At 72.6% G+C, this 23,730-nt stretch carries 26 protein-coding genes and 1 pseudogene; 14 read left to right on the top strand and 13 right to left on the bottom strand.

Annotation, left to right across the window (positions count from 1 at the left end; translation table 11 throughout):
* Positions 1-43: 43 nt before the first annotated feature.
* Together ACIQU3_RS22590 and ACIQU3_RS22585 are read left to right on the top strand one after the other, a co-directional pair.
* Positions 44-289 (top strand): annotated as a pseudogene (locus ACIQU3_RS22590) (amidohydrolase family protein); the annotation flags it as partial.
* Entirely contained in the window at positions 289-483 is a 195-nt protein-coding gene (locus ACIQU3_RS22585; protein WP_403927525.1) for a hypothetical protein, read from the top strand. The pseudogene ACIQU3_RS22590 and the gene ACIQU3_RS22585, both read left to right, overlap by 1 nt.
* A 199-nt stretch (positions 484-682) precedes the next feature.
* Here ACIQU3_RS22585 and gdhA read toward each other — a convergent pair whose 3' ends face one another.
* Positions 683-2,029, bottom strand: a complete 1,347-nt coding sequence (gdhA, locus tag ACIQU3_RS22580) for an NADP-specific glutamate dehydrogenase (protein ID WP_403927398.1) — start codon at positions 2,027-2,029, stop codon at positions 683-685.
* A 191-nt stretch (positions 2,030-2,220) separates the two neighbouring features.
* Between gdhA and ACIQU3_RS22575 the strand changes: the two genes are divergently transcribed.
* Together ACIQU3_RS22575 and ACIQU3_RS22570 are read left to right on the top strand one after the other, a co-directional pair.
* Positions 2,221-2,856 (top strand): TetR/AcrR family transcriptional regulator, encoded by a 636-nt coding sequence (locus ACIQU3_RS22575; RefSeq protein WP_403927395.1) that lies wholly within the window; start codon positions 2,221-2,223, stop codon positions 2,854-2,856.
* Positions 2,857-2,906: 50 nt separating this feature from the next.
* Positions 2,907-4,253 (top strand): MFS transporter, encoded by a 1,347-nt coding sequence (locus ACIQU3_RS22570; protein WP_403736282.1) that lies wholly within the window; start codon positions 2,907-2,909, stop codon positions 4,251-4,253.
* Positions 4,254-4,311: 58 nt separating this feature from the next.
* Here ACIQU3_RS22570 and ACIQU3_RS22565 read toward each other — a convergent pair whose 3' ends face one another.
* The 4 genes from ACIQU3_RS22565 to ACIQU3_RS22550 all read right to left on the bottom strand — a co-directional run bounded on the left by ACIQU3_RS22565 (position 4,312) and on the right by ACIQU3_RS22550 (position 7,347).
* Positions 4,312-4,635 carry a DUF6980 family protein gene (locus ACIQU3_RS22565; RefSeq protein ID WP_403927392.1) on the bottom strand — a complete coding sequence of 108 codons (324 nt, stop codon included), beginning with the start codon at positions 4,633-4,635 and terminating at the stop codon, positions 4,312-4,314.
* 85 nt (positions 4,636-4,720) lie between these two features.
* The gene (locus tag ACIQU3_RS22560; RefSeq protein ID WP_403735582.1) at positions 4,721-5,878 is read right to left on the bottom strand and encodes an acetyl-CoA C-acetyltransferase; all 1,158 of its coding nucleotides are present in this window, start codon (positions 5,876-5,878) and stop codon (positions 4,721-4,723) included.
* Positions 5,879-5,916: 38 nt separating this feature from the next.
* Entirely contained in the window at positions 5,917-6,543 is a 627-nt protein-coding gene (locus ACIQU3_RS22555; RefSeq protein ID WP_403927389.1) for a TetR/AcrR family transcriptional regulator, read from the bottom strand.
* Between the two features lie 15 nt (positions 6,544-6,558).
* Complete coding sequence (locus ACIQU3_RS22550) at positions 6,559-7,347, bottom strand: SDR family oxidoreductase (protein WP_403735588.1); 789 nt, start codon at positions 7,345-7,347, stop codon at positions 6,559-6,561.
* Positions 7,348-7,423: 76 nt separating this feature from the next.
* Here ACIQU3_RS22550 and ACIQU3_RS22545 point away from each other — a divergent pair, with 76 nt between their 5' ends.
* Genes ACIQU3_RS22545 through ACIQU3_RS22535 form a run of 3 tightly spaced genes read left to right on the top strand, consistent with a single transcriptional unit; the run spans position 7,424 to position 10,601 of the window.
* The gene (locus tag ACIQU3_RS22545; protein ID WP_403735591.1) at positions 7,424-8,281 is read left to right on the top strand and encodes an enoyl-CoA hydratase; all 858 of its coding nucleotides are present in this window, start codon (positions 7,424-7,426) and stop codon (positions 8,279-8,281) included.
* The gene (locus ACIQU3_RS22540) at positions 8,281-9,600 is read left to right on the top strand and encodes an acyl-CoA dehydrogenase family protein (protein WP_403927387.1); all 1,320 of its coding nucleotides are present in this window, start codon (positions 8,281-8,283) and stop codon (positions 9,598-9,600) included. The genes ACIQU3_RS22545 and ACIQU3_RS22540 overlap by 1 nt, the downstream gene beginning before the upstream one ends.
* Positions 9,600-10,601 (top strand): acyl-CoA dehydrogenase family protein, encoded by a 1,002-nt coding sequence (locus ACIQU3_RS22535; RefSeq protein WP_403735598.1) that lies wholly within the window; start codon positions 9,600-9,602, stop codon positions 10,599-10,601. The genes ACIQU3_RS22540 and ACIQU3_RS22535 overlap by 1 nt, the downstream gene beginning before the upstream one ends.
* Before the next feature lie 18 nt (positions 10,602-10,619).
* Here the strand turns inward: ACIQU3_RS22535 and ACIQU3_RS22530 are convergent, their stop codons facing one another.
* From ACIQU3_RS22530 to ACIQU3_RS22515, 4 genes are read right to left on the bottom strand one after another with little or no spacing between them, the layout of a single operon-like run.
* Positions 10,620-11,684: an NAD(P)H-dependent flavin oxidoreductase gene (locus ACIQU3_RS22530; RefSeq protein WP_403927385.1), complete on the bottom strand. Its 1,065-nt coding sequence runs from the start codon at positions 11,682-11,684 to the stop codon at positions 10,620-10,622.
* Entirely contained in the window at positions 11,681-12,448 is a 768-nt protein-coding gene (locus ACIQU3_RS22525; RefSeq protein ID WP_403927382.1) for a CoA-transferase subunit beta, read from the bottom strand. The genes ACIQU3_RS22530 and ACIQU3_RS22525 overlap by 4 nt, the downstream gene beginning before the upstream one ends.
* Positions 12,445-13,308, bottom strand: coding sequence for a CoA transferase subunit A (locus ACIQU3_RS22520; RefSeq protein WP_403735609.1), 864 nt, complete (start codon positions 13,306-13,308; stop codon positions 12,445-12,447). The genes ACIQU3_RS22525 and ACIQU3_RS22520 overlap by 4 nt, the downstream gene beginning before the upstream one ends.
* Entirely contained in the window at positions 13,305-14,141 is an 837-nt protein-coding gene (locus tag ACIQU3_RS22515; RefSeq protein ID WP_403735614.1) for an enoyl-CoA hydratase family protein, read from the bottom strand. The genes ACIQU3_RS22520 and ACIQU3_RS22515 overlap by 4 nt, the downstream gene beginning before the upstream one ends.
* A 79-nt stretch (positions 14,142-14,220) precedes the next feature.
* Between ACIQU3_RS22515 and ACIQU3_RS22510 the strand changes: the two genes are divergently transcribed.
* Together ACIQU3_RS22510 and ACIQU3_RS22505 are read left to right on the top strand one after the other, a co-directional pair.
* Positions 14,221-14,994: an SDR family oxidoreductase gene (locus ACIQU3_RS22510; protein WP_403927379.1), complete on the top strand. Its 774-nt coding sequence runs from the start codon at positions 14,221-14,223 to the stop codon at positions 14,992-14,994.
* A gap of 40 nt (positions 14,995-15,034) precedes the next feature.
* Complete coding sequence (locus tag ACIQU3_RS22505) at positions 15,035-15,943, top strand: SDR family oxidoreductase (RefSeq protein WP_403735620.1); 909 nt, start codon at positions 15,035-15,037, stop codon at positions 15,941-15,943.
* A 57-nt stretch (positions 15,944-16,000) separates the two neighbouring features.
* Here ACIQU3_RS22505 and ACIQU3_RS22500 read toward each other — a convergent pair whose 3' ends face one another.
* The 3 genes from ACIQU3_RS22500 to ACIQU3_RS22490 all read right to left on the bottom strand — a co-directional run bounded on the left by ACIQU3_RS22500 (position 16,001) and on the right by ACIQU3_RS22490 (position 18,083).
* Positions 16,001-16,606 (bottom strand): dihydrofolate reductase family protein, encoded by a 606-nt coding sequence (locus tag ACIQU3_RS22500; protein ID WP_403927377.1) that lies wholly within the window; start codon positions 16,604-16,606, stop codon positions 16,001-16,003.
* Between the two features lie 75 nt (positions 16,607-16,681).
* Positions 16,682-17,026, bottom strand: a complete 345-nt coding sequence (locus ACIQU3_RS22495; protein WP_403927374.1) for an aldehyde dehydrogenase family protein — start codon at positions 17,024-17,026, stop codon at positions 16,682-16,684.
* Between the two features lie 91 nt (positions 17,027-17,117).
* Complete coding sequence (locus tag ACIQU3_RS22490; protein ID WP_403735629.1) at positions 17,118-18,083, bottom strand: pirin family protein; 966 nt, start codon at positions 18,081-18,083, stop codon at positions 17,118-17,120.
* A gap of 123 nt (positions 18,084-18,206) precedes the next feature.
* On the opposite strand from ACIQU3_RS22490, the gene ACIQU3_RS22485 reads away from it, so the two are divergent.
* From ACIQU3_RS22485 to ACIQU3_RS22475, 3 genes are read left to right on the top strand one after another with little or no spacing between them, the layout of a single operon-like run.
* Positions 18,207-18,689, top strand: a complete 483-nt coding sequence (locus tag ACIQU3_RS22485) for a MarR family winged helix-turn-helix transcriptional regulator (protein WP_403927372.1) — start codon at positions 18,207-18,209, stop codon at positions 18,687-18,689.
* Complete coding sequence (locus tag ACIQU3_RS22480) at positions 18,686-19,186, top strand: MarR family transcriptional regulator (RefSeq protein ID WP_403927369.1); 501 nt, start codon at positions 18,686-18,688, stop codon at positions 19,184-19,186. The genes ACIQU3_RS22485 and ACIQU3_RS22480 overlap by 4 nt, the downstream gene beginning before the upstream one ends.
* A 42-nt stretch (positions 19,187-19,228) precedes the next feature.
* Entirely contained in the window at positions 19,229-19,603 is a 375-nt protein-coding gene (locus ACIQU3_RS22475; RefSeq protein ID WP_403927366.1) for a tetratricopeptide repeat protein, read from the top strand.
* Positions 19,604-19,670: 67 nt separating this feature from the next.
* Here ACIQU3_RS22475 and ACIQU3_RS22470 read toward each other — a convergent pair whose 3' ends face one another.
* Complete coding sequence (locus ACIQU3_RS22470) at positions 19,671-21,074, bottom strand: PepSY-associated TM helix domain-containing protein (RefSeq protein ID WP_403927363.1); 1,404 nt, start codon at positions 21,072-21,074, stop codon at positions 19,671-19,673.
* 154 nt (positions 21,075-21,228) lie between these two features.
* Here ACIQU3_RS22470 and ACIQU3_RS22465 point away from each other — a divergent pair, with 154 nt between their 5' ends.
* Positions 21,229-21,873, top strand: a complete 645-nt coding sequence (locus tag ACIQU3_RS22465) for a peptide deformylase (RefSeq protein ID WP_403927360.1) — start codon at positions 21,229-21,231, stop codon at positions 21,871-21,873.
* A gap of 252 nt (positions 21,874-22,125) precedes the next feature.
* Complete coding sequence (locus tag ACIQU3_RS22460) at positions 22,126-23,718, top strand: ABC-F family ATP-binding cassette domain-containing protein (protein WP_403927357.1); 1,593 nt, start codon at positions 22,126-22,128, stop codon at positions 23,716-23,718.
* Positions 23,719-23,730: the final 12 nt, after the last annotated feature.

The following is a 23,730-nucleotide window of genomic DNA, read 5'->3' as shown; positions in this document are numbered from 1 at the left end:
ACGCGGCCTGCGCGCCGTCCAGGACCGGGGCCTCGGTTACGACGTGCTGATCCACAGTCACCAGTTCCCGCAGGCCATCCGCCTCGCCCGGCGATTCCCCGAACTCCCGCTGGTCCTGGACCACGCGGGGAAGCCGCCCGTCGATCCGCGGGCCCGCCGCGGCACGCTGCCCGACTGGCAGCGCGGGGTGCGCGCGCTGGCCGGCTTCCCTCAGGTGCGGTGCAAGGTCTCCGGTCTGATCACCGAGGCGGACCACCGCGCGTGGACCGTCGCCGACATCCGGCCGGTGTGGGACACGCTGCTGGCCGCCTTCGGCCCCCACCGGCTCATGTTCGGCTCAGACTGGCCGTCTGCGTCCTGGCCGGCGGCTGGGCGCGCTGGGCGGCCACCGTGGACGAGCTGCTGCACGGCCTCTCCGAGCAGGAGAAGCAGGCACTGCTGTGCGGCACGGCGACCGGCTTCTACCACCTGTCGCAGGCCTGAGGCCCGTTCATGCCGCTGACGGAACTGCTGCGCCCGGCCCGGCGGGGTGCTGGGCCGTACCGGGCTCCGCCGCCAGCCGCACTCCCCCGCCTTCAGACCTGGTGCTCCTCGCGCCTGCCGAGCCGCTGTGAGAGGGCCGCCGCCCGAGCGGTGCGTCCCGCCGAAGCGGTGGGTGCGAGGTCCTCGCGTCCTTCGGTGCTCATACGACGCCCTGGGCGGTCATCGCTTCGGCGACACGGAGGAAGCCTGCGGCGTTTGCGCCGAAGACGTAGTCGTCGGGGTCTCCCCCGTAGGTCTCGGCGGTGGTCCGGCACTGGGCGTGGACCTGCCGCATGATGCCGGCGAGCCGGTCCTCCGTCCGCTCGAAGGTCCAGCTGTCACGGGCGGCGTTCTGCTGCATCTCCAGCGCGGAGGTGGCGACCCCGCCCGCGTTGGCCGCCTTGCCCGGGCCGAACAGGATCCTGGCGTCCCGGAACACCTCGACCGCGCCGGGCGTGCAGGGCATGTTGGCTCCCTCGGCCACGGCGAGCACACCGTTCTTCACCAGGGCCACGGCGTCCTGCTGGTTCAGCTCGTTCTGGGTCGCACACGGCAGGGCGATGTCGCACGGCACGTCGAAGACCGAGCCGCGGGCGGAGAACCGCGCGGCCGGCCGCGCCTCGGCGTAGGCGGAGATGCGGTCCCGGCGCACCTCCTTGACCTCCTTGAGCAGCTCCAGGTCGAGGCCCTCCTCGTCGGCCACGTAGCCGGAGGAGTCCGAGCAGGCCACCACGAGGCCGCCCATCGCGTGCACCTTCTCGGCGGCGTACACGGCCACGTTGCCCGAGCCGGAGATCACCACGCGGCGCCCCTCCAGGTGCCGGCCCCGCGTGGCGAGCATCTCCTGGGCGAAGTACACCGCGCCGTAGCCGGTGGCCTCGGTGCGCGCGTGGGATCCGCCCCAGCCGACCGGCTTGCCGGTGAGCACACCGGCGTCGTAGCGGTTGGTGATCCGCTTGTACTGGCCGAAGAGGTAGCCGATTTCGCGGGCGCCCACGCCGATGTCCCCGGCGGGCACGTCCGTGTGCTCCCCGAGGTGGCGGTACAGCTCCGTCATGAACGCCTGGCAGAAGCGCATCACTTCGCCGTCGGAGCGGCCCTTGGGGTCGAAGTCCGCGCCGCCCTTGCCGCCGCCGATCGCCATGCCGGTCAGCGCGTTCTTGAAGATCTGCTCGAAGCCGAGGAACTTGACGATGCCGAGGTTGACGCCGGGATGGAAGCGCAGGCCGCCCTTGTACGGTCCGAGGGCGCTGTTGAACTCCACCCGGAAGCCGCGGTTGACCCGTACCTCGCCCCGGTCGTCCACCCACGGGACCCTGAACATCAGTTGCCGTTCCGGCTCGCAGAGCCGCTCCACGACGCGGGCCTCGACGTACTCCGGGTGTGCCTCCAGCACGGGCCCCATCGAGTGCAGGACTTCCTGTGCCGCCTGATGGAACTCCGCCTCGCCGGGGTCGCGTCGGCGGAGGTTGTCGTAGACGGCTTCGATGTGGGCGCTGACATCCATGTGCGTGGTCTCTCTTCGCTGAGGTGCGAGCCGGGCTCTCGCCGGCCGGATGCTCGGTTGTCGCGATGACGGACACTCACCACCACGCGTGAGCGCGCCGAAATACTCACCGGGCGGCACTTCACAGCGCTGCCCGGGGACAGAGCCTCCCGATGGGTAGACAGTGTCTACGCATGTGGTAGACACTGTCTATGACTGATGAGGGCTCCCTTCGGGAGCGGTTGATCGATGTCGGGGTCGAGCTTGTGCTGAGCGAGGGCTCCGGGTCCGTGGGGCTGCGGGAGATCGCCCGGCGAGCGGGGGTGTCCCACGGGGCCCCGCGCCGGTACTTCCCCACCCACGACGCGCTGCTCTCGGCTGTCGCCCGTCGCGGCTTCGAGGATCTCGGAGCGCGGTTCGAGACCGCGGTGGCCGGAACGACCACGCCCCGCGGCCAGTTGGAGGCCCTCGCGCGGGCGTACGTCGGGTATGCGCTGGAACGGCGCGGCATGTTCGAGCTGATGTTCCGGCACGACCTGCTGGACAGCGCGCCGCAGGTACCGGGCCGGTCGCGGCTGCGCGAGTCGACCCTGCCGTTGTTCAGGCACTTCGCCGAACTCGTCGCCCGATGCCGACGCCCCGACGGGCCGGAGGAGGCCGAAGCGCCCCCCGCTGTGACGGCCGCCGCCCTGTGGTCGAGCCTGCACGGGATCGCTCAGCTGTGGGCATGGGGCAGTCTGCAACTCGCCCTCGGCGACCCACCGTCGGACGGTGAGCCCGGCGACGCCCGACGTGACCGGCTCATCGGGGCCGTTCTGGACGCCCATCTCGGCCCGGTGCCCTCGTGACCGCACCCGTACAGCGGCAACTCGCCCTGCTGGTCAGCGTGATCGGCGCGATGCTCGTCGCCCTGGACGGCACCATCCTGCTCGTGGCGCAGCCCAGCCTGCAGCACGACCTCGGCGCGAGCGTGGCGCAGATCCAGTGGACGAGCACCGGCTACCTCGTCGCGGTGGCCGCGCTGCTCGTCATCGCCGGGCGGCTCGGGGACCGGTACGGGCATACGCGGCTGCTGTTCGTCGGCGTCCTCGGCTTCGGGGCCGCCTCGGCCGGTATCGCGCTCGCGCCGGACGTCGGCTGGGTGATCGTCCTGCGGGTGGCGCAGGGCGTGTCCGGCGCGCTGCTCCAGCCGGCCACACTGGCATTGCTGCGGCTCGCGTACCCGGCGGAGCGGCTCGGCACGCCGATCGCCATCCGCACCAGTGCCATCGCGGTGGCCGCGGGGACCGGCCCGGTCCTCGGCGGTGTCCTTGTCGCCCATCTGGGATGGCGTGCGGTGTTCTGGGTCAACGCCCCCCTAGCGCTCCTGATCGCCGTGCTCACCCTCGCCCTCCGGCAGCCGGGGCCCGACCGGGCGGCTTCCCGGCGGCCCGCCCTCTCGGGCGCGGTGCTGCTCGCGGCCGTACTCGCGGTCCTGGTCCACACCTTGGCCGGTGCCCCGGCGCACGGGTGGGACAGCGCTCCGACACTCCTCGGCCTGATCGCCGTAGCGGGCCTCGCAGCGGTGCTCGTCGCGCACGAGCGCCGCGTCGCGGACCCGATCGTGCCCCACGCGGTGGTGCGCTCGGTACCGGTGACCGCGTCCATGGCACTCCTGCTGGTCACCACCGCGAGCCTGTTCGGCGCGCTCTTCGCGGCGACGTTCCACCTCCAGGACGTGCTCGGCCTCGACGCGTTCGCCGGCGGGCTGCGCGTCCTTCCGCTGACCGCGCTCATGGTGCTCGGCGCGCCCGTCGCCGCCACGGCACTGCGCCGGTACGGCCCGCGTCGCACCGCGCTCTCCGGCGTCGCGCTCGTCGTCGTCGGTCTCGCGGGACTGTCCCTGCCGGGTCCGACCAGCACGTGGACGGCGACGGGCGTGGCATTTGCCGTGCTCGGTGCGGGATTCGCCACCGTGATGGTCACCGCCACGGGGACGGTTGTCGGCGACGCGCCTGCTGGGTACGCCGGAGTAGTGGGCGGGCTCAAGCAGACCGCGGTGAACATCGGGCCGACTCTCGGCATCGCCGTCGCGGCCGGCACGAGCAGGGCGCCGGTCCCCGCGTTCGGTTCCACTCTGCCGGTCCTGACCGCGATCGCCGTCCTCGGCCTGCTGCCCGCGTCACTGCTTCCCTCGGGAGCTCCCGCCGGCCGCACCGAACGCGGCTCCCCTGCACAGGCCGACCTCCGAAGACCGAACCGCTGACGATGCGGCGCACGTCTCCTCGGAGATGGAGCAGCAGAGTCAAGGCGCCGCTGGTTCGCTACTCCCCGTGCGGGGAGGCGAGCCGGCCATCGTCCTGGAAATCGGCAGGGACCTCGTCCTCCCCCGGATCGATCCCACGGCGCTCCAGCTCGTCGAACCACCGGTCCCGCTGCGACTCGGGGAGGCGCCGTCCGCACCAGGGACAGAACTCGATCGTGATGCTCGACCTGCCGCCGTCATGGATGATCAGCCCGTATTCCTGGAACTCGGCGGTGAAGGCGACCAGCGCGTCCGGGCAGTCGAAGGGATCGTCGTGCCGGTCGCAGCGCGCGCTGACGCGGTCGGTCATCGCTTCGCAGCAGTGCTCCGGGGGCTTGGTCATGACTCCGGCTTCTCGTCGATCGGCACCATGGCGAGAAGTAGATCACGGTCTGCCATGACCGCCGGGCCGGCGGTGTCGGCGGGTGTCAAAGGCGTTCGAGGATGGTCACGTTGGCCTGGCCGCCGCCCTCGCACATCGTCTGCAGTCCGTAGCGGCCCCCGGTGCGTTCCAGTTCGTGCAGGAGCGTGGTGGCCAGCCGGGTGCCGGTGGCGCCGAGCGGGTGGCCGAGGGCGATGGCACCGCCGTTGACATTCACCTTCTCGGGGTCGGCGCCGGTCTCCTTCGTCCAGGCCAGCACCACCGAGGCGAACGCTTCGTTGATCTCGACCAGGTCGATCCGGTCGAGTGTCATGCCGGACTTCTTCAGGGCGTACGCGGTCGCGGGGATCGGGGCGGACAGCATGCGGATGGGATCCTCGCCGCGCACCGAGAGGTGGTGGACGCGGGCCCTCGGGGTCAGGCCGTGCTCCCGCACGGCCCGCTCCGACGCCAGGAGCACGGCTGAGGCTCCGTCGGAGATCTGGGAGGAGAGGGCCGCCGTCAGCCGGCCGCCCTCCATCAGCGGCTGCAGTCCCGCCATCTTCTCCCGGCTGGTGTCGCGGCGCGGTCCCTCGTCGTGGACCACGTCCCCGTACGCGACGGTCTCCCGGTCGAAGCGGCCCTCGTCGATCGCCCGGATCGCCCGCTGGTGGGAGCGCAGCGCGAACTCCTCCATGGCCTCGCGGGTGATGTCCCACTTGCGGGCGATCTCCTCGGCGCCGAGGAACTGATTGACCGGCCGGCCGCCGTACCGGGCGCGCCAGCCGGCCGAGCCGGCGAACGGGCCGTCGGTCAGGCCCAGCGGTTCTGCGGCCTGACGGGTGGCGAAGGCGATCGGGATCTGCGACATGTTCTGCACACCACCCGCCACGACCAGGTCCTGGGTGCCGGAGAGGACGCCCTGTGCGGCGAAGTGCAGGGCCTGCTGCGAGGAGCCACACTGGCGGTCGACGGTCACACCGGGCACCTCTTCGGGCAGTCCGGCGGCCAGCCAGCAGGTGCGGGCTATGTCACCGGCCTGCGGGCCGACGGTGTCGAGGCAGCCGAACACCACGTCCTCCACGGCGGCCGGGTCGACGCCGGAGCGCTCCATCAGCGCGGTCAGCACGTGCGCGCCGAGGTCGGCCGGGTGGACGGCGGACAGCCCGCCGCCCCGCCGCCCGACCGGCGTGCGCACCGCTTCGACGATGTAGGCCTCGGCCATGGCGTCTCCTCCTTGGTGTCTGCGATCTGCGGGTCCGTCTATGAGCCGCGCAGGGCGATGCCCTCCAGCACCATCGACAGGTACTGGCGGGCGATCTCCTCGGGACTGTGCCGGCCGCCCGGCCGGTACCAGGACGCGGCGACCCAGACCGTGTCGCGCACGAAGCGGTAGGTCAGCCGCACATCCAGGTCCGCACGGAACACCTCGGCGGCCACACCGCGCTCCAGCGTGCCCAGCCACGCCTTCTCGAACCTCTGCTGCGACTCGACGAGATACGCGAAGTGCGGCCGGTCCACGAGGTGCCCGGACTCCTTCTGGTAGATGACGACCGCGTCGAGATGCCGGTCGATCTCCCGGAAGGACTCCGTCACCAGCGCCTCCAGCGTCTCCCGGGGCCCGAGCCCGGCACCGAGCACGGCGTCGTACCGCGCCCAGAGCTCGTCCAGGAAGCCGGAGAGGATCTCGTCCAGCATCGACTCCTTGGAGTCGAAGTGGTAGTACAGGCTGCCCGCCAGCATCCCCGCCGCGTCCGCGATCCTGCGGACCGTCGTGGCGCTGTAACCCTGCTCGGCGAAGACCCGGGCCGCGATGGCCAGCAGTTCCCCGCGCCGCTCCGGCGGACTCACCGCGGACTTCTTCTGATCGCTGTCGCTGCGTTTCGGCACCGGAGCATTCTCGCCTCATGGGTGCTGGCTGCTGACCGACAGGACCTCGCCGGTCAGGTACGACGAGTAGCCGGAGGCCAGGAACACGATCACGTTGGCCACCTCCCACGGTTCGGCGCAGCGTCCGAACGCCTCCCTGCCGGTCAGTTCCTCCAGCAGTTCGGGGGTGGTGACCTTGGCGAGGTGCGGGTGCACGGCCAGGCTCGGGGAGACGGCGTTCACCCTCACCCCGTAGTCGGCGGCCTCCATGGCGGCGCACCGGGTGAGGGCCATGACACCGGCCTTGGCGGCGGCGTAGTGGGCCTGCCCCCGCTGCGCGCGCCAGCCGATCACCGAGGCGTTGTTGACGACGACGCCGCCGGAGCCCGAGGCCTTCATACGGCGCAGCGCGGCCCGGGTGCAGCGGAACGTGCCGTTGAGGGTGACGTCGAGGACCTTGTCCCACTGCTGGTCGGTCATGTCGACGACGTCGGCGGTGCCGCCGAGGCCCGCGTTGTTCACGACGATGTCCAGCCGTCCGTGCCGCTCCTCGGCATGGTCGAACAGTGCGCCGACCTGGTCCTCGTCCGTGACGTCACAGGGCAGTGCGGTGACGCGGTCCACGCCGAACTCGGCGGCCAGCGCCGCCTCGGACTCCTTCAGCCGGCGGGCGTGGACGTCGGAGACCACGAGCCGGGCGCCCTCCTCCAGCAGCCGCCGGGCGGTCGCGCCCCCGATCCCGGCGCCCGCCGCGGCGGTGACGACGGCCGTGCGGCCGGTCAGGAGGTGATGGCCGCGCAGGTACGGCGGTGGGACCGAGGTCATGGACGGCTCCCGGCGCTCGACTGCTGACGGGCCGTAGACTAACCTACCAAACAATTGTTAGGGAAGGAGGCTGCGGATGCCCGCCGACCGCACCACGCCCCCGGAGCCGGTCCGTTACGAGCGCCGCGGCGCCGTCGCCCTGGTGACGATGGACCGGCCCGAGTACCGCAACGCACAGAACTCCGCCATGACCTACGCCCTGGACCGGGCCTTCTACCGCGCCGCGGACGACGACGAGGTGAAGGTCGTGGTTCTCGCCGGAGCGGGGCAGCACTTCTCCGCCGGCCACGACATCGGCACCCCCGAGCGGGACGCACACCTGCCGTTCGACCGCAGGGCCGGGCTGTGGTGGGACCACTCGGACAAGCGGGGGGCCGAGAGCCGCTTCGCCCGCGAGTCCGAGGTGTACCTGGGCATGTGCCGGCGCTGGCGCGAACTGCCCAAGCCGGTCATCGCCTCGGTGCAGGGGGCGTGCGTGGCCGGCGGGCTGATGCTGGCGTGGGTGTGCGACCTGATCGTCGCCTCCGAGGACGCCTTCTTCGCCGACCCGGTGGTGCGCATGGGCATCCCGGGGGTGGAGTACTTCGCCCACCCCTGGGTGATGCCGCCGCGGATCGCCAAGGAGTTCCTCTACACCGGCGACCGGATGACCGCGCGGCGCGCCTACGAGGTCGGCATGGTCAACCGGGTCGTGCCCCGCGAGGAACTCGGACGGCACACGCTGGAGTTGGCGGAGCGGGTCGCGGAGATGCCCCGCATGGGTCTGGCGTTGACGAAGCGGGCCGTCAACCAGGCCGAGGACCTCCAGGGCCTGCATGCGGGGCTGGACTCGGTCTTCGGGCTGCATCATCTCGCCCACGCCCACAACGCGGAGACGAGCGAGGACTCGCTCGGCGGGATGGACGTGCGCGCGATGAAGGAGGCACGCGGCTGATGGATCTCGCCTTCACCGCCACCGAGAACGCCTTCCGGGCCGAGGCCCGGGAGTGGCTCGCCTCCCATGTGCCGTCCGTCCCGCTGCCGTCGCTGGAGACCGCGGAGGGGTTCGCGGCCCACCGGGAGTGGGAGCAGACGCTGTTCGCCGACCGCTGGTCGGTGGTGTCGTGGCCCGAGGCGTTCGGTGGCCGTGGGGCCTCCCTGCTGGAGTGGCTGATCTTCGAGGAGGAGTACTACCGGGCGGGTGCGCCCGGCCGGGTCTCCCAGAACGGCATCAACCTCCTCGCGCCCACCCTCTTCGAGCACGGCACCGACGAGCAGCGTGCGCGGATCCTGCCGCCCATGGCGAGCGGTGAGGTGATCTGGGCGCAGGCCTGGTCCGAGCCGGAGGCGGGTTCCGACCTGGCCTCCCTGCGGTCCACCGCCGTTCGTACGGAGGGCGGCCTGCGCATCAGCGGCCAGAAGACGTGGTCGTCCCGGGCGGCCTTCGCCGACCGCGCGTTCGGCCTGTTCCGCAGCGACCCGGACGCGGACCGGCCGCACCGGGGCCTGACGTATCTGATGTTCCCGCTGGACGCGGACGGGGTCACCGTACGGCCCATCGGACGGCTGGACGGCAAGCCCGCCTTCGCCGAGCTGTTCCTCGACGACGTGTTCGTGCCGGAGGAGGACGTCATCGGGGAGCCGGGGCAGGGCTGGCGGGTCGCGATGAGCACCACCGGCAACGAGCGCGGACTGACCCTGCGCAGCCCCGGCCGCTTCACCGCCGCGGCCGACCGGCTGACCGCGCTGTGGCACGCCGCCCATCCCCCGGCTTCCGGCCCCGATCGCGGCTCCGACGCAAGCCCCGGCCCCAGTCCGGGCGGGGTCTCCGGCTCGGGCTCCGGCTCCGGCCACGGCCCCAGCTCCGGCTCCGGCTCCGGCTCCGGCTCCGGCTCCGGCTCCGGCTCCGGCTCCGGCTCCGGCGACCCTGCCCTCCACGACCGGGTCGCCGACGCGGTGATCGGGGCGCGTGCCTACCAGTTGTTCACCTACACCCATGCCTCACGCATCGCCGCCGGTGGGTCGATCGGCGCCGAGTCCAGCCTCAACAAGGTCTTCTGGTCCGAGCTGGACATCGCCCTGCACGAGACCGCCCTCGATCTGCTCGGCCCCTGCGGCGAGCTGTCCGACCAGGCCACCGAAGCGGCGCAACACGGCAGTTGGGCGGAAGGGCACGTCTTCTCCCTGGCCGGGCCGATCTACGCGGGCACCAACGAGATCCAGCGGGACATCATCGCCGAGCGGCTGCTCGGCCTGCCGAAGGGACGCCGGTGATGCGGTTCCTCCTCGACGACGAGCAGCGGGAGTTCGCCCGCACTCTGGACGCCATGCTCGGCTCCGTCGGCACCCCCGGCGTCGTACGGTCCTGGGCGACCGGCGACCACGGGCCCGGACGCGCCCTGTGGAGTCGGCTCGCGGAGGCCGGCGTCTTCGCCCTCGCCGTTCCGGAGGAGCACGAGGGCCTGGGGGCGCTGCCTGTCGAACTGGCCGTGGCCTTCGGCGAGCTGGGCCGTCATGCCGTACCCGGTCCGCTGGTCGAGACGGTCGCCACCGGTGCCCTGCTGGGCCGGCTCGGGGGTGACACGGCCCGGGCCTGGCTGCCGCAGCTGGCGTCCGGCAAGGCCATCGCGTCCCTGTGCGTCCTCACTCCGGGAGGCAGCCCGTACGCCCTGGACGCCGACGCCGCCGACGCGGTGTTCGTCGTGGACGGCGACACCGTACGCCTCACGCAGTCGCACGGCCCCGTACAGCCGTCGGCCGACCCGGCGCGGCGACTGGCCCGCCCGCTCGGCGGAGTGGCCCTGGAGCAGGGGCCCTCGGTGCGGATGGCCGCCGCGCACGCCGCGGATGTCGCCGCGCTGGCCACGGCAGCGCAGGCCCTCGGGCTGGGACGGGCGCTGCTGGAACGCACCGTGCAGTACGTGCGGCAGCGCACCCAGTTCGGAGTGGCCGTCGGATCGTTCCAGGCGGTGAAGCACCGCCTGGCCGACACCCTCATCGCCCTGGAGTTCGCCCAGCCGCTGGTCCACGCCGCCGCCCTGGCCCTGGCGGCGGACGAACCCGCGGCGGGCCGGGAGGTCGCCGCTGCGAAAGTGACGGCCTGCGAAGCGGCGTACGGGGCGGCGCGGACCGCCCTGCAACTCCACGGCGCCGTCGGCTACACCGAAGAACCCGACCTGTCCCTGTGGATCCGCAAGGCCCGCCCCTTGCGCACCGCCTGGGGCACCCCGACCGCCTGCCGGGCACGGGTCCTCGCGCCGCGGGGCCGACGATGAGCGGCGCACGCAGCGCCCTCACACGACCGTGGGCAGCCGGCCCAGCGTCGTGTGTGCCTCCGCCATGATCCGGTCGACGAGTTCGGCGCAGGACGGCAGGTCGTCGATCAGTCCCCCGACCTGTCCGCAGGCCATCACGCCCAGGTCGGTGCGGCCGTCGACCATCGCGGCCCTGAGCAGCATCGGGGTGTTGGCCGCCAGGAGGACCTGGCTCCAGGTCAGTTCCTTGCCGTGTCGCATCGCCAGACCGTCGCGCACCAGGGCGGTCCAGCTCATGCCCGACTCGCGTCTGAAGGCGGAGGCGTGCCGGAGGGCGCGCAGGAGGGAGGCCACGCGGCCGGAGCGCTCCAGCGCGTCCACGAGGTCGCTGCGCAGCATCCGGTGGGGCAGACCGTCGACCTTGGTGGTGACGGTGACATCCTGGACACCCGCCGCGAGGTAGCGGGCCTTGACCGCGTCGGGGACGGTGCTGTCGGAGGTGAGCAGGAAGCGGGTGCCCATGGCGATGCCGGCGGCGCCGTAGGCCAGGGCGGCCACCAGTCCGCGTCCGTCCCGGAAGCCGCCGGCGGCGATCACGGGGATGTCGACGGCGTCCACGACCTGCGGCAGCAGCACGGTGGTGGCGACGCTGCCGGTGTGGCCGCCGCCCTCACCGCCCTGCACCAGCACGGCGTCCGCGCCCCAGGCCGCGACCTTCTCGGCGTGCCGCCGGGCACCCACGGAGGGGATGACGACCACTCCGGCGTCCTTCAGACGGGCGATGAGTTCCGGCCTCGGCGCGAGGGCGAACGAGGCGACTTTCACGCCCTCGTCGACGATGATCCGCACCCTCTCCCCCGCGTCCGGGGCATCGGCCCGCAGGTTGACCCCGAACGGCGCGTCGGTGCGGGACTTCACCTCGCGCACGGCCGAGCGCAGCCGCTGCGGAGTCATGGTGGCGGACGCGAGGATGCCCAGGGCACCGGCCTCGGCGGCGGCGGAGACCAGGCGGGGCCCGGCCACCCACCCCATGCCCGTCTGGACGATGGGGGTGCGCACTCCGACGAGTTCGGTGAGGGCCGTGGCGATCGCGGTGCCGCTCATGCCGGCACCTCACGGTCGCGGGCGCCCCTCGGGTCGACGACCTCGCGGATCAGGCGCAGCTCCTCGGTGGTGGGCTCACGGGTGTACGGCACGTCGTCGGGGACGGTGAGCGCGAATCCGGTGGCCTCGAGCACCTGCCCGAGCGTGACGCCCGGGTGCAGCGAGCGCAGCCGCATCGAGTGGTCCGGTGTGGCGAAGTCGAAGACGCCCAGGTCGCTGACCACTTCCGGGACGTGGTGGAAGCGGGCGGCGGACGGGCCGGCCTCGGCGGCGCGGTCGTAGCCGACTCCGCAGACCATGTCGACCTGCTCGACGAAGACGCGCGGGGAATGCTTGGGCACCCAGTAACTGGTCGGGTTGTTCAGTGTGTTGAGGGGTGCTCCCCGTACGCCCAGCAGTTGCCGGGCGGGGCGGGCCCAGTCGCCGATGCAGGAGATGTTCTGGTTTCCGTGGCGGTCGATCTGGGCGGCGCCCATCATCACGTGCCGCCGCCCCGTGGCCACGAGGGCCAGGTGCCGGCGGAACGGCAGCCAGCCCTCCACCACCTGGGCGCGGGAACCGAGCGCCGGTACGTCGCCGATCAGCAGTGCCTCGCCGTCGGTGAGCAGCAGATCGGGCGCGAAGGTCAGCTTCGCCAGCCTGGCGCCGATCGTGGGCACGGTGCCCATGGGGCTTGCCAGGACCTCCCCGGCGTGGCGCCAGACCTCCGCGCAGGCCACGGCGCAGTACTCGGCGCGCGTCGTCTTCGCCGTAGGACTGTTCACGCCTGCTCCCCGTGGAATGCCGCGACTTCGGCCTGGTACGTCTCCTCGTCGGCGGACAGAAAGCGATCGGTGAAGGCCTGCCAGGTTTCCGGGGCGCGGGCGGCCCGGGCATAGGCGCGCTGGAAGGGCTCGTCGCGGTCGTAGTCGGGGGCGCAGGAGGTGAAGTGCGCGCCGTGGGGCGTTTGGACGACCCCCGTCACGAACGCGCGCTCGACCAGGAGGGACTGGGGGGCTGCGTCCTTGAGCAGGTCGGCCGTGTCGACGAGTTGCTCGCAGGAGACGTACGCGGCGTCGGCGGCCTGGCAGAAGAGGTCGTCGAAGTACGGGTCGGGCCCGAGGTATTGGGCGTTGCCTCGTGCGTCCGCCCGGTTGAGGTGTACCAGCGCCGCGTCCAGGCGCAGCGCCGGGACCGCGGCGAACTCCTCGCCGTCCTCGTAGGGCGAGACCACCGTGCGCAGGTGCGGGTCGACCCTCATCACGTCGGAGCCGAGACCGGCCCGGACCGGCAGGAAGGGCAGCCGCTGCGCGGCTGCGGTCAGGCCCCACATGAACATCGCCTCGTCCAGTTCGACCAGGTCGAAGGCGGCGCGCTGCCGTGCCGCGGTGAAGTGCGGTTCCAGGGGGACGGAGTCGAGGGTGACGAAGGCTGCGACGAGCTTTCGGATCCGTCCGGCTGCCGCGAGCAGGCCGACGTCCGGGCCGCCGTAACTGACGACGGTGAGGTCGGTGACGTCCGAGCGCAGCAGCGCGCGGACCAGTGCCATCGGCTTGCGCCGGGATCCCCAGCCGCCGATCCCGATCGTCATGCCGCTGCGCAGACGCGCGACGACCTCGTCGGCGGTCATCGCCTTGTCGCTCATCGCGCCTCCCCCTCGGACGAGTTGGGTGAGCTGGACGAGTTGGGTGAGCTGGACGAGTCGTACGACCTGGACGGCTCGGCCGACGGGGACGGCTCCGCCGTCACGAAGGCCTCGCGGTAACGGTCGGATACGCCGCTGAGGTTGGCTTCGAAGGTGAAGCCCTGCTCGAAGCGGTAGCTGCGGCGGACGTCCACGGGATCGATGCCGTTGATCGACGCCTTGGCGAAGCGGATGAGCAGTCCGTCCTTGGCGGCGATCTCCCTGGCCAGTTCCATGGCCGCGGCGCGCAGTTGCTCGCGGGGGACGACCCGCCACACCGAGCCGTGGCGGTGCAGTTCCCCGGCCGTCACGGTACGCGAGGTGTAGTAGAGCGTCCGCATCAGGTGCTGCGGGACCAGCCGGGCCAGATGGGTGGCCGCGCCGAGCGCGCCCCGGTCCAGCTCGGGCAGCCCGAAGACCGCGTCGTCGCTCGCCACGATCGAGTCGGCGTTGCCCACCAGCCCGATACCGCCGCCCACGCAGAAGCCCTGCACCGCGGCGACCACCGGGACCTCGCACTCGTAGACCGCGGCGAACGCCTCGTAGCAGCCGCGGTTGGTGCCGACCAGCGCCGTGTAGCCCTCGGTGCGCTGCATCTCCTTGATGTCGGCTCCGGCGTTGAACCCGCGTCCGGCCGCGGTGAGGACGACGCAGCGCACGCCGGGATCGGCACCGGCCGCGCGTACGGCGGCGGCCAGGTCGTACCAGCCCTGGACAGGAAGGGCGTTGACCGGTGGGAAGTCCACGGTGACGACGGTGACGCCCTCTTCGGGGCTTGCGGTGGAGACACCCATGAGCGGATCAGCTACCTTTCCACCAAACGTTTGTTAGGCACGAAGGTAGCAGCGGAGTACGCGGCGCGGGAGGTCCCTCATGGCAGCGATCACCGATCTCAGCGGACGCGTGGCGGTGGTCACCGGCGGGACGCGGGGGGTGGGCGCCGGCGTCGCGCGGGCTCTGCTGGAGGCCGGAGCCGAAGTGGTGACCTGCGCGCGACGCCCCGCGGACCAGCCCGTCGAAGCAGCGGGCCGCACGGCCCGGTTCCTTCCGGTCGACCTGCGCGACGGGGACGCCGTCGCCGCGTTCTTCGCGCGGGTGAGCGCCGAGTACGGCCGGTTGGACGTCCTCGTCAACAACGCCGGCGGCACGCCGTACCGGCCGCTCCGGGAGGGCGGAGCCGCACGGCACTCCCGGGTCGTCGAGCTGAACCTGCTGGCCCCCCTGACCGCCTCCCTCGCCGCCTGTGAGCAGATGCGCTCTCGGCCGGGCGGCGGCTCGATCGTCATGATCGGCAGTGTCAGCGGCAGCCGTCCGTCCCCGGGCTCGGCGGCCTACGGCGCGGCCAAGGCGGGGCTGGAGAACCTGGCCCGCAGCATGGCCGTGGAGTGGGCCCCGGACATCAGGGTCAACACCCTGGTCCTCGGCATGGTCCGCACCGAGCTGTCACACCTGCACTACGGCGACGAGAGGGGCATCGAGGCCGTCGCCCGCACGGTGCCGCTCGGCCGGCTGGCCGACCCCGCCGAGGTCGGGGACGCCTGCGTCTTCCTCGCCTCCGAACGCGCCGCGTACATCAGCGGCGCGAGCCTGCTCGTCCACGGCGGTGGCGAACGCCCGGCCTTCCTCGACGCCGCCGCCGGCGACTGACCCCCCTGAACTCCCGAGACCTCCGACGAGAGGACCCAGCATGTCCGGACTGTGCAGCGAGCGTGTCGCAATCGTCACCGGGGCGGGGCGCGGACTGGGCCGGGCGCACGCCCTGGCTCTCGCCGCCGAGGGCGCGAAGGTCGTCGTCAACGACCTCGGTGCCGGCCTCGACGGGACCGGAACCGAAACGGCTCCCGCCCGGCTCGTCGTCGACGAGATCGTCGCCCGGGGCGGTCAGGCGGTCGCCCATGGCGGGGACGTCGCCACGTCCGAGGGCGCGAGCTCGCTGATCCGCACCGCCGTCGAGACCTACGGCCGCCTCGACACCCTGGTCAACAACGCCGGTTTCCTGCGCGACCGCATGCTGGTGAACCTCGACGAGGACGACTGGGACGCCGTCCTGCGCGTCCACCTCAAGGGACACTTTCTTCCGCTGAAGCACGCGGCGGCCCACTGGCGGGCGGAGGCCAAGGCAGGCCGGGCCGCGCAGGCCCGGGTCGTCAACACCGGCAGCGGGGCGGGACTGCTGGGCAGCGTCGGCCAGGGCAACTACTCCGCGGCCAAGGCGGGGATCGTCGGGCTGACGCTGGTCGCCGCGGCCGAGATGGGCCGCTACGGCGTCCTGGTCAACGCCATCGCCCCGGCGGCCCGCACCCGGATGACCGAGACGACGTTCGCCGAGACCATGGCGGCCCCCGGCGCGGGCTTCGACGCCATGGCACCGGAGAACGTGTCCCCGCTCGTCGTGTGGCTGGGCTCCGCGGCCTCGGCGGGCGTGACGGGGCGGGTCTTCGAGGCGGAGGGCGGCCGCATCACCGTCATGGAGGGATGGCGCCGCGGCCCCACGGTGGACAAGGGCGCCCGCTGGTCCCCGGCGGAAGCCGGGGCGACGGCGGTGAGGCTCCTCGCTGCGGCGACGCCTCCGGAGCCGGTGTACGGCGCGCGATGAGCACCGGCGTACAGGGTCGCACGGCCGGTCACCGGCCCTCGAGTGCCATGGCATGCACTAGTAGCTGTCGTAGCCGGGCTTGCCGATCGGCCGGTAGACGCCGACGACCGTGCCGCTCTTCGTCGTCGAGACACTGACCGGCTCCAGGGCGGTGGGGACCGCTCCGTCGGCGAACAGCCGCTTGCCGGTGCCGATGATCACCGGGTGGATGGTCAGCCGGTACTCGTCGACCAGGTCGTGCCGCATCAGCGTCTGGGCGAGGTCGCCGCTGCCGACGACGTTGATGTCACCGCCGTCGGACGCCTTCAGCTCGCGCACGGCGTGGGCGACGTCGCCCTCCAGCAGCGTGGAGTTCTGCCACTCCAGGGAGGTCAGGGTCCGGGACGCCACGTACTTGCGCATGCTGTTCATCCGCTCGGTGAACGGGTTGCCGGGGTCGGCGTTCGGCCAGTACGCCGCGAAGATGTCGTACGTCTTGCGGCCGAGCAGCATCGCGTCGGAGGGCTCGTACCAGCCGGCGATGGCCGCGCCGACCTCGTCGTCGGACACCGGCTTCTGCCAGCCGCCGTGCTCGAAGCCGCTCTCGGCGTCCTCGTCCGGACCGCCCGGCGCCTGCATGACGCCGTCCAGCGACAGGAACGTGCAAACGATGATCTTGCGCATGGTGCGCTCCCTTCGTGTCGATGGGTGGACCGCGCGACCACCGGAAACTCATCGGTGAGGCCCTGGCGGCGGGCATCACCGTCGGCGGCGGACGCGTCCTGAGCCGGCCGGGCGTAGCCCGAGGCGGTCAGGCGGTGACCCAACGGACTTCTCGGCCGACCGACCCGCCGCCGACCCGACGGCCGCGCCCACCCGGTTGCTCCCGGTCAGGGTGACGGCGGCGACCCGGTCGTACTCGATGAGCCGCGCGCTCACGTCGGGCACGTCGTCCTCGGCGATCACCAGCGCGGTCACCAGATGTCCGGGGAAGCCTGCCGCGATGAAGAGCTCCTGGCGGATGAGCGCATTGCCGATGACGTTGGAGGCGTGCTCGAGCAGGATCCCGTTGCCGGCCGTCAAGGAGGGGACGGCGAAGCGCATGACCTGCCGGACGGCAGATCGCTTCTCCCGCAGTCAGAACGCTCTGAGCACGCCCCCCGGACCGCCACCGGCGTCCGCGCACGCTCTCAGGTCAGCGAACCCGTCCCCGCGGCTTCAAGGGCACCGCCGGCAGTTCCGGAGCCGGCAGCGGAGCCCCGTCGTACCCCTTCACCTCGCCGAACCTCGCCCCCTCCATCCAGTCCCGCCGCGCCTGCTCGATCTCCTCCTGCGTCCGCCCGATCCAGTTCCAGAACATGATCAGCTCCTCCTCGAACGGCTCGCCGCCCAGGAGCATCAGGCCCGCGTCCGACTCCGCCCGCAGGGGCAGTTCGCTGCGGCCGCAGCCGAGGTAGAGCATCGAACCGGGCAGGACCGGGACGCCGTCGACGTGGGCCTCGCCCGACATGGACAGGACGGCGTACTCGAAGTCCGGTTCGAGGGGCAGGCGTACGTCCGCGCCTCGGGCCAGGGCCAGGTCGGCCCCGACGATCGGGGTGTACGCGGTGCCCGGTGAGGTCGCCCCGTCGAGGTCGCCGAGGATCAGCGTGGCCGTGAGGCCGGGTGCCGTGACGACCGGGAGATCGGCGTGGTGTTCGAAGCGCGGGTCGGTGTGGCGGTGTCCGTCGGGGAGCGCGACCCACAACTGCGCGCCGTGCAGGAAGCGGGCGTGCGGGCGCGGGCTCTCCTCCGAGTGACTGATGGCCCGGCCGGAGGTCATCAGCCCCAGTTCACGCGGGCGGATCGTCTGGAGGCTGCCGGTGGAGTCGCGGTGCAGCACCTCGCCCTCGTGCAGCCAGCTCACGGTCTGCAGGCCCATGTGGGGATGCGGCGGGACCTGCATGCCGGGCTCGTCGGCGATGTCGTCGGGACCGTAGTGGTCGATGAAGCACCACGCCCCGACCATGCGGCGGCCGAGGTTGGGCAGGAGCCGGCGGACCTCGCTGGACTCGCCCAGCTTCACCCTGCGGGGGCTGAGGAGTTCACGCACCGGCTCCGCCACCACGAAGCCACGGCCGCCGCACAGGGAGGGGGCCGCCTCGCGCTCAAGATTGCTCATGGCGCCCAACCTAGTCCGGCGCGACGGTTCACGTCAGCGGCACGTTCGGGCCGCTGACGCGGACGCAGTCACCGGCCGGTCTTTTAGCAGCCATGGATATAGTAGCCATGTACTCTATTCGCCATGAGCGAGGGTCACGAGGGCGCGACGCCCGGGTTCCTGGTGTGGCGGCTGTCGATGAAATGGCGGGTCGCGGTCGATCGTGCGGTGGCCCCTCTGGGGCTCACCCACGCGCAGTACTCCCTGGTCGCCTCGCTGCACGGTATGCAGCGCTCCGGCGAACGGCCCAGCCAGCGCCGGCTCGCCGACCGCATCGGGCTCGAACCGCTCTACGTGTCGAAGCTGGCCCGTGCCCTGGAGTCGGCCGGCCTCCTGGAGCGCGCCCGGGACCCGCGCGACCCGCGCGCGGTGCAGCTCGCCCTCACCGAGCGGGGCACCGAGGTCACCCGACAGGCGATCGACGTCGTCCACGCGCTCCTCCAGCAGCTCCTCGACCCGCTCGGCGGTCTCGACAGCGCGCGAACGCGGGAGTTCAAGCGCCAGCTGACCGACCTGCTCGACGCACCCCTCGATCCCTCCTTCCGGAACGAGACGGAGAAACCATGACCACCACGCCCCTCGCAGACCCCCGCGTCATAGCCCTGGCCCACTACGCCGGCCGCGCCCTCCTCGAGAACGTGCTGGCCCGGCACGGCATCACCTTCCAGCAGTCCGTCACCCTCCGGCTCGCCGCCGTCGCCGACGGCCCGGTCGGGCGCGAGCAGCTCGTCGACGGTGTCACCGGCGCACTGAAGATCGACGCGTCGGAGGTGCACGGCGTGCTCGACCGGCTGATCGCCGCGCACTGGCTGGCCCCGGACGGCACGTCACATCTGCGGATCACGGACGCCGGGCGGGAGCTGTACGCCACGACCACCCGCGAGACGGCTCCTCTCACCGCCCGGGTCTACGACGGTATCCCGGCGCAGGACCTGGCCGTCACGGGCCGGGTGCTGAGCCTGATCACCGAGCGGGCCGGCGCCGAGCTGGCAGCCCTGACCGGCCAGGGGGTGGGACGTGCACCGCGTCCTCAGGTCCCGGGCCCCGTCCGGGAAGCGGAATAACCGGCCGGCAGGCCCGGTTCTCAGCCTCGAAGGAGGCACCGAGTGAACACGACCCACGACACGACGCCCCAGGACACCACGTACTACGCCCACGGAACCCCGGCCAAGCGCTGGGAGCGTGCGCAGCTGTTCTTCGACGCCAAGGACTACGCCGCTGCCGCGCGCGTCCTGGTCGGGCTGGTCGAGGAGGTGCCCGAGCAGACCGGGCCCCGGCTGCTCCTGGCGCGTTCCTACTACCACTCGGCTCAACTTCGGCGGGCCGAGGGCGAGTTGCGGACGATCGTCGAGCGGGACCCGGTGGAGCACTACGCCCGGCTGATGCTCGGCCGTACGCTCCAGCGGCAGAACCGGCACGAGGAGGCGGAGTCGCACCTGCGGATCGCCTCGGCGCTCGCGGGTGACCTCGACCGGCGCTGACCCGCGCCAACCCCATGGAGATGCCCGGCTCCGCACGGAGCCGGGCATGCGTGCGTCTGCGGGACCGCTACCCGGCCGGCGCCCCGTACGATCGCTTCCCCCGCCGGTGGGCGATCTCCCCCAGCAGGATGTCGACGGCAAGGAAGGCCGCCAGCGGGATGCCGAACAGAGGCAGGAAATAGCCGAGTACGGCGATGCCCGCCAGCAGCGGTACGAGGATCTGTGGCGGTACGTGCTGCCAGGCGCCGCGCGGGACGGGACGGCCGAAGGCGCTGCCCCGGCCGCGCTGCCACCACATGCGGTAGCCCCAGACGATCAGCAGGATCAGGGACAGGGCGAGCAGCATCAGGGCGATCTGGTTGGCCAGGCCGAACAGGACGCCGGTGTGCAGGTCGATGCCCCAGCGGGTGAGCTTGGCGAGCACCGGGTGGTCGGCGAAGCGGACCACGTCGGTGACCTGCCCGTCGGCCGGGTCGATCGCGACGGCGTCCTGCTTGGTGGGCCAGCTGCGCTGCACCTGTTTGACGACGTACGCCGAGTTCGCGTCGGCGGGCGGCACGATCTCCAGCGGGTCGCCCAGACCCTCGGCCCGCGCGGCCGACAGGACCTTGTCCAGGCCCACGCCGTGCGCGGCGTCGCCCGCCTGCCCCGCGGCGGAGCCGTGTCCGGCGTGCTCACCGCCGGCGGCCGCCGACACCGAGGGGGTGGCCTGGCCGAGCGAGGTCCGCAGCTCGTCGATGGTGGCCCCCGCATAGGCGGACCAGGTCAGGCCGGTCGCCGAGAGGAAGAAGAACCCGATCGCGGCCCACACGCCGACCGTGCCGTGCAGTCCGAGGGTGCGGCGGCGCCCCGTCGTGCCCCGTACCCTGCGCAGGGCGCGGCGGCGGGAGAACCACAGCCCCAGTCCGCCCGCCGAGAGCACCCACAGCCAGCTGGCGGCCAGCTCGGAGTAGAGCCGGCCCGTCTCCCCGAGGTGCAGGTCGCGGTGGAACTCGTCGATCCAGGTGCGCAGCGGCAGTGCGCCGGTCGAGCCGTACTGTTCGAGGGAGCCGCGCACCTTCGCGGTGTACGGGTCCACGAACACGGCGAGCGTGTGGCCCTCGCCGACGCCCGGGACGCCGGTCAGCATCACCCGGGTCGTCGCGTCGGCCTCGGGCGAGGGACGTACGGCCGACACCGTGCCCTCGGGGTGGGCCTTGCGCGCGGCGGCGACCTGCTCGCTGATCGGCAGCTTCCGTTCGCCCGCGGGGACGGTCATCTCATGGGCGTACACGAGCTTCTCGGCCGGGAAGGCTCCGGCGTAGAGCAGGCCGGTGACAGCGGCGACGAGAAGGAACGGCGCCACCAGCACCCCGGCGTAGAAGTGCAGGCGGAGGATCAGCGGGCGCAGGGGGGCCCAGCTGCTCCTCGACGGTGCCGGGGCGGCTGGTTGCGGGGCCTCGTCCGTGGTGGTCGAGGGAGCGGTGGTCATCGGCGGGCTTCTCCGGGGGACGTCTTCTGGGCCGTCGCGGTGTGGACGGTGGCCGTTGCGGTGCAGTAGTCGGGGCCGCGGGGCGTTCAGTTCCCGGGAGGCATATGTGATGTGCGTCACCCGGAGGCAAGGGGTGCCGTGCCATCCTGGCGCGATGGGAACTCCGGGCGATCGCGCACCCCTGACCGAACGGGTCGAGCAACTCCTCGACGGGGGGCTCCCGTTGACCATCGTCGCGGCCGGTGACCCGGTGCTGCGGCAGGGCACCGTGCCGTACGACGGTCAGCTGGGGTCCGCCCTGCTGGGCCGGTTCGTGGAGGCCCTGCGGGTCACCATGCGCGCGGCGCCCGGGGTCGGCCTGGCGGCGCCGCAGGTCGGCGTGGAGCTCAGGATCGCGGTGATCGAGGACCCGGCGCCGGTGCCGGACGACGTGCGTCTGGCGCGCGGGCGGGTGCCGCAGCCGTTCCGTGTCCTGGTCAACCCCGCGTACGAGCCCGTCGGGGACGCGCGGGCCGCGTTCTTCGAGGGCTGCCTGAGCGTGCCGGGCTGGCAGGCGGTGGTGGCGCGGCCCGCAGAGGTCCGGTTGACCGGGCAGGACGAGCACGGGCGGGCGCTGGACGAGGTGTTCACGGGCTGGCCGGCCCGGATCGTGCAGCACGAGACGGACCACCTCGACGGCGTCCTGTACCTGGACCGGGCCGAGCCGCGTTCCCTGTCGTCCCACCAGGCGGTGGCGGAGCGCTGGGCCCAGCCGACCCCCGATCGGGCGGCGCGGGCGCTCGGCTTCGAACTGCCGTAGCCGGGCAGATCCGCGGCGGGCGTCGCAGGCACCCGGGTGCGCGCTGCCGCAGCCCGGCAGGCCTGCCGGTGGAAGGGCACAGACGACCGGCCACGAGCCGCCGAGGCCCGACCGGCCCTGCGGTCGAAATTCGCGGGCACCCGGCGCGGTGTCTCCGTTACCGTGGCCGCATGTCCACGCCCCGAATTTCCTAGCTGAGGACCCACTCCCACGCCACCCGTGTGTCCTCTTGCCTGTTCGGAGCGTTTTCTCATGATCACCGTTCGTGACGTCGACGTGCGCGTGGGCGCGCACCTGCTGCTGTCCGGCGTCTCCTTCCACGTCTCCCCCGGCGACCGCATCGGCCTGGTCGGCCGCAACGGCGCGGGGAAGACCACCCTGTTGCACACCCTCGCGGGCGAACTGCGGCCCGCCGCCGGCTCGGTCGTCCGCACCGCCGGCGTCGGCCATCTCCCCCAGGACTCCCGCGCCGCCGACCAGTCGGTCACCGTCACCGACCGGATCCTGTCCGCTCGCGGCCTGGACCGCGCCGTGCGGGCGCTGCGGAGCGCCGAGGCCGCGCTGGCCGACGGCACGGAGCGGTCGATGAACGCCTACGTGCGGGCCGAGGCCGAGTTCCAGGCCCGCGGCGGCTGGGCGGCCGAGGCGGAGGCCGCCCGGGTCGCCGCCGGTCTCGGTGTGTCGGCGGACCTGATGGAACGGCGGCTCAGCGCACTGTCGGGCGGTCAACGCCGGCGTGTGGAACTGGCCCGCATCCTGTTCGCGGGACACGGCACACTGCTGCTGGACGAGCCCACGAACCACCTCGACGCGGCATCGATCACCTGGCTGCGCACCTTCCTGACGAGTCATCAGGGTGGCCTGGTGATGATCAGCCACGACACATCGCTGCTGGCCGGCACCGTGAATCGGGTCTTCCACCTGGACCGGGGGCGGGCCGCGCTCGACGTCCACAACACCGGCTGGGACGCCTACCTGGCGCAGCGGGAGGCCGACGAGCGGCGCCGGGCGCGGGAGCGGTCGAACGCCGAGCGCAAGGCTGCGGCGCTGCATGCCCAGGCCGACAGGATGCGGGCACGGGTCTCGACGGCGGTGGCGGCGCGGAACATGACCCGCCGCGCCGACCGGCTGCTCGCCGGCCTCGAACCCGCCCGCCGTGCCGCGAAGACGGCCAGGATCCGGCTGCCGGAGCCGGCGCCCTGCGGCCGCATCCCGCTCGGCGCGGTGAGCCTGACCAGGTCGTACGGCGGTCAGCACGTCCTGCGCGGCGTCGACCTGGCCGTCGACCGGGGCAGCCGCCTGGTGGTGCTCGGCCCCAACGGCGCAGGCAAGACCACCCTGTTGCGCCTGCTCGCCGGACAGGACACGCCGGACGTTGGCCGAGTGGTGCACGGGCACGGTCTGCGCCTCGGCTACTTCGCGCAGGAACACGACACCCTTGACCCGCGGTCGACGGTCCGCGAGCACCTGGCCGGTGCCGCACCGCACCTCACCGACGGGGAAGTCCGCCAGGTGCTGGGCGCGTTCCTGTTCACCGGCGACGACACCGGCAAGCCGGCCGGTGTCCTGTCGGGCGGTGAGAAGACCCGGCTGGCCCTGGCGGGTCTGGTGCACTCCGGCGCCAACGTCCTGCTCCTCGACGAGCCCACCAACAACCTGGACCCGGCCTCCCGCGCCGAGGTCCTGGCAGCGGTCGGCACCTACCCGGGCGCGATCGTCATGGTGACGCACGACGAGGGCGCCGTGGACGCGCTGCGGCCGGACCGGGTACTGCTGCTGCCGGAGGCCGAGGAGGACCTGTGGGACGACGAGTACCGGGAGCTGGTGGTGCCCGCGCACGCGTAACCTGGTCCCCTC

Source organism: Streptomyces sp. NPDC101110 (genome assembly GCF_044759525.1).
Classification (GTDB): Bacteria; Actinomycetota; Actinomycetes; order Streptomycetales; family Streptomycetaceae; genus Streptomyces.
Note: the sequence above shows the minus strand (reverse complement) of the source record. Positions and strands in the feature narration are given on the sequence as shown.

Excerpts from the sequence above, each read along its gene's own strand:
- ACIQU3_RS22535 (WP_403735598.1), top strand. The coding sequence starts at position 9,600 with ATGCGGTTCCTCCTCGACGACGAGCAGCGGGAGTTCGCCCGCACTCTG.
- ACIQU3_RS22460 (WP_403927357.1), top strand. The coding sequence starts at position 22,126 with ATGATCACCGTTCGTGACGTCGACGTGCGCGTGGGCGCGCACCTGCTG.
- ACIQU3_RS22520 (WP_403735609.1), bottom strand. The coding sequence starts at position 13,308 with ATGAGCGACAAGGCGATGACCGCCGACGAGGTCGTCGCGCGTCTGCGC.
- gdhA (WP_403927398.1), bottom strand. The coding sequence starts at position 2,029 with ATGGATGTCAGCGCCCACATCGAAGCCGTCTACGACAACCTCCGCCGA.
- ACIQU3_RS22500 (WP_403927377.1), bottom strand. The coding sequence starts at position 16,606 with ATGCGCAAGATCATCGTTTGCACGTTCCTGTCGCTGGACGGCGTCATG.
- ACIQU3_RS22575 (WP_403927395.1), top strand. The coding sequence starts at position 2,221 with ATGACTGATGAGGGCTCCCTTCGGGAGCGGTTGATCGATGTCGGGGTC.
- ACIQU3_RS22550 (WP_403735588.1), bottom strand. The coding sequence starts at position 7,347 with ATGACCTCGGTCCCACCGCCGTACCTGCGCGGCCATCACCTCCTGACC.
- ACIQU3_RS22505 (WP_403735620.1), top strand. The coding sequence starts at position 15,035 with ATGTCCGGACTGTGCAGCGAGCGTGTCGCAATCGTCACCGGGGCGGGG.
- ACIQU3_RS22570 (WP_403736282.1), top strand. The coding sequence starts at position 2,907 with ATGCTCGTCGCCCTGGACGGCACCATCCTGCTCGTGGCGCAGCCCAGC.
- ACIQU3_RS22545 (WP_403735591.1), top strand. The coding sequence starts at position 7,424 with ATGCCCGCCGACCGCACCACGCCCCCGGAGCCGGTCCGTTACGAGCGC.
- ACIQU3_RS22560 (WP_403735582.1), bottom strand. The coding sequence starts at position 5,878 with ATGGCCGAGGCCTACATCGTCGAAGCGGTGCGCACGCCGGTCGGGCGG.
- ACIQU3_RS22565 (WP_403927392.1), bottom strand. The coding sequence starts at position 4,635 with ATGACCAAGCCCCCGGAGCACTGCTGCGAAGCGATGACCGACCGCGTC.
- ACIQU3_RS22540 (WP_403927387.1), top strand. The coding sequence starts at position 8,281 with ATGGATCTCGCCTTCACCGCCACCGAGAACGCCTTCCGGGCCGAGGCC.
- ACIQU3_RS22495 (WP_403927374.1), bottom strand. The coding sequence starts at position 17,026 with ATGCGCTTCGCCGTCCCCTCCTTGACGGCCGGCAACGGGATCCTGCTC.
- ACIQU3_RS22490 (WP_403735629.1), bottom strand. The coding sequence starts at position 18,083 with ATGAGCAATCTTGAGCGCGAGGCGGCCCCCTCCCTGTGCGGCGGCCGT.
- ACIQU3_RS22470 (WP_403927363.1), bottom strand. The coding sequence starts at position 21,074 with ATGACCACCGCTCCCTCGACCACCACGGACGAGGCCCCGCAACCAGCC.
- ACIQU3_RS22510 (WP_403927379.1), top strand. The coding sequence starts at position 14,221 with ATGGCAGCGATCACCGATCTCAGCGGACGCGTGGCGGTGGTCACCGGC.
- ACIQU3_RS22465 (WP_403927360.1), top strand. The coding sequence starts at position 21,229 with ATGGGAACTCCGGGCGATCGCGCACCCCTGACCGAACGGGTCGAGCAA.
- ACIQU3_RS22530 (WP_403927385.1), bottom strand. The coding sequence starts at position 11,684 with ATGAGCGGCACCGCGATCGCCACGGCCCTCACCGAACTCGTCGGAGTG.
- ACIQU3_RS22485 (WP_403927372.1), top strand. The coding sequence starts at position 18,207 with ATGAGCGAGGGTCACGAGGGCGCGACGCCCGGGTTCCTGGTGTGGCGG.
- ACIQU3_RS22480 (WP_403927369.1), top strand. The coding sequence starts at position 18,686 with ATGACCACCACGCCCCTCGCAGACCCCCGCGTCATAGCCCTGGCCCAC.
- ACIQU3_RS22515 (WP_403735614.1), bottom strand. The coding sequence starts at position 14,141 with ATGGGTGTCTCCACCGCAAGCCCCGAAGAGGGCGTCACCGTCGTCACC.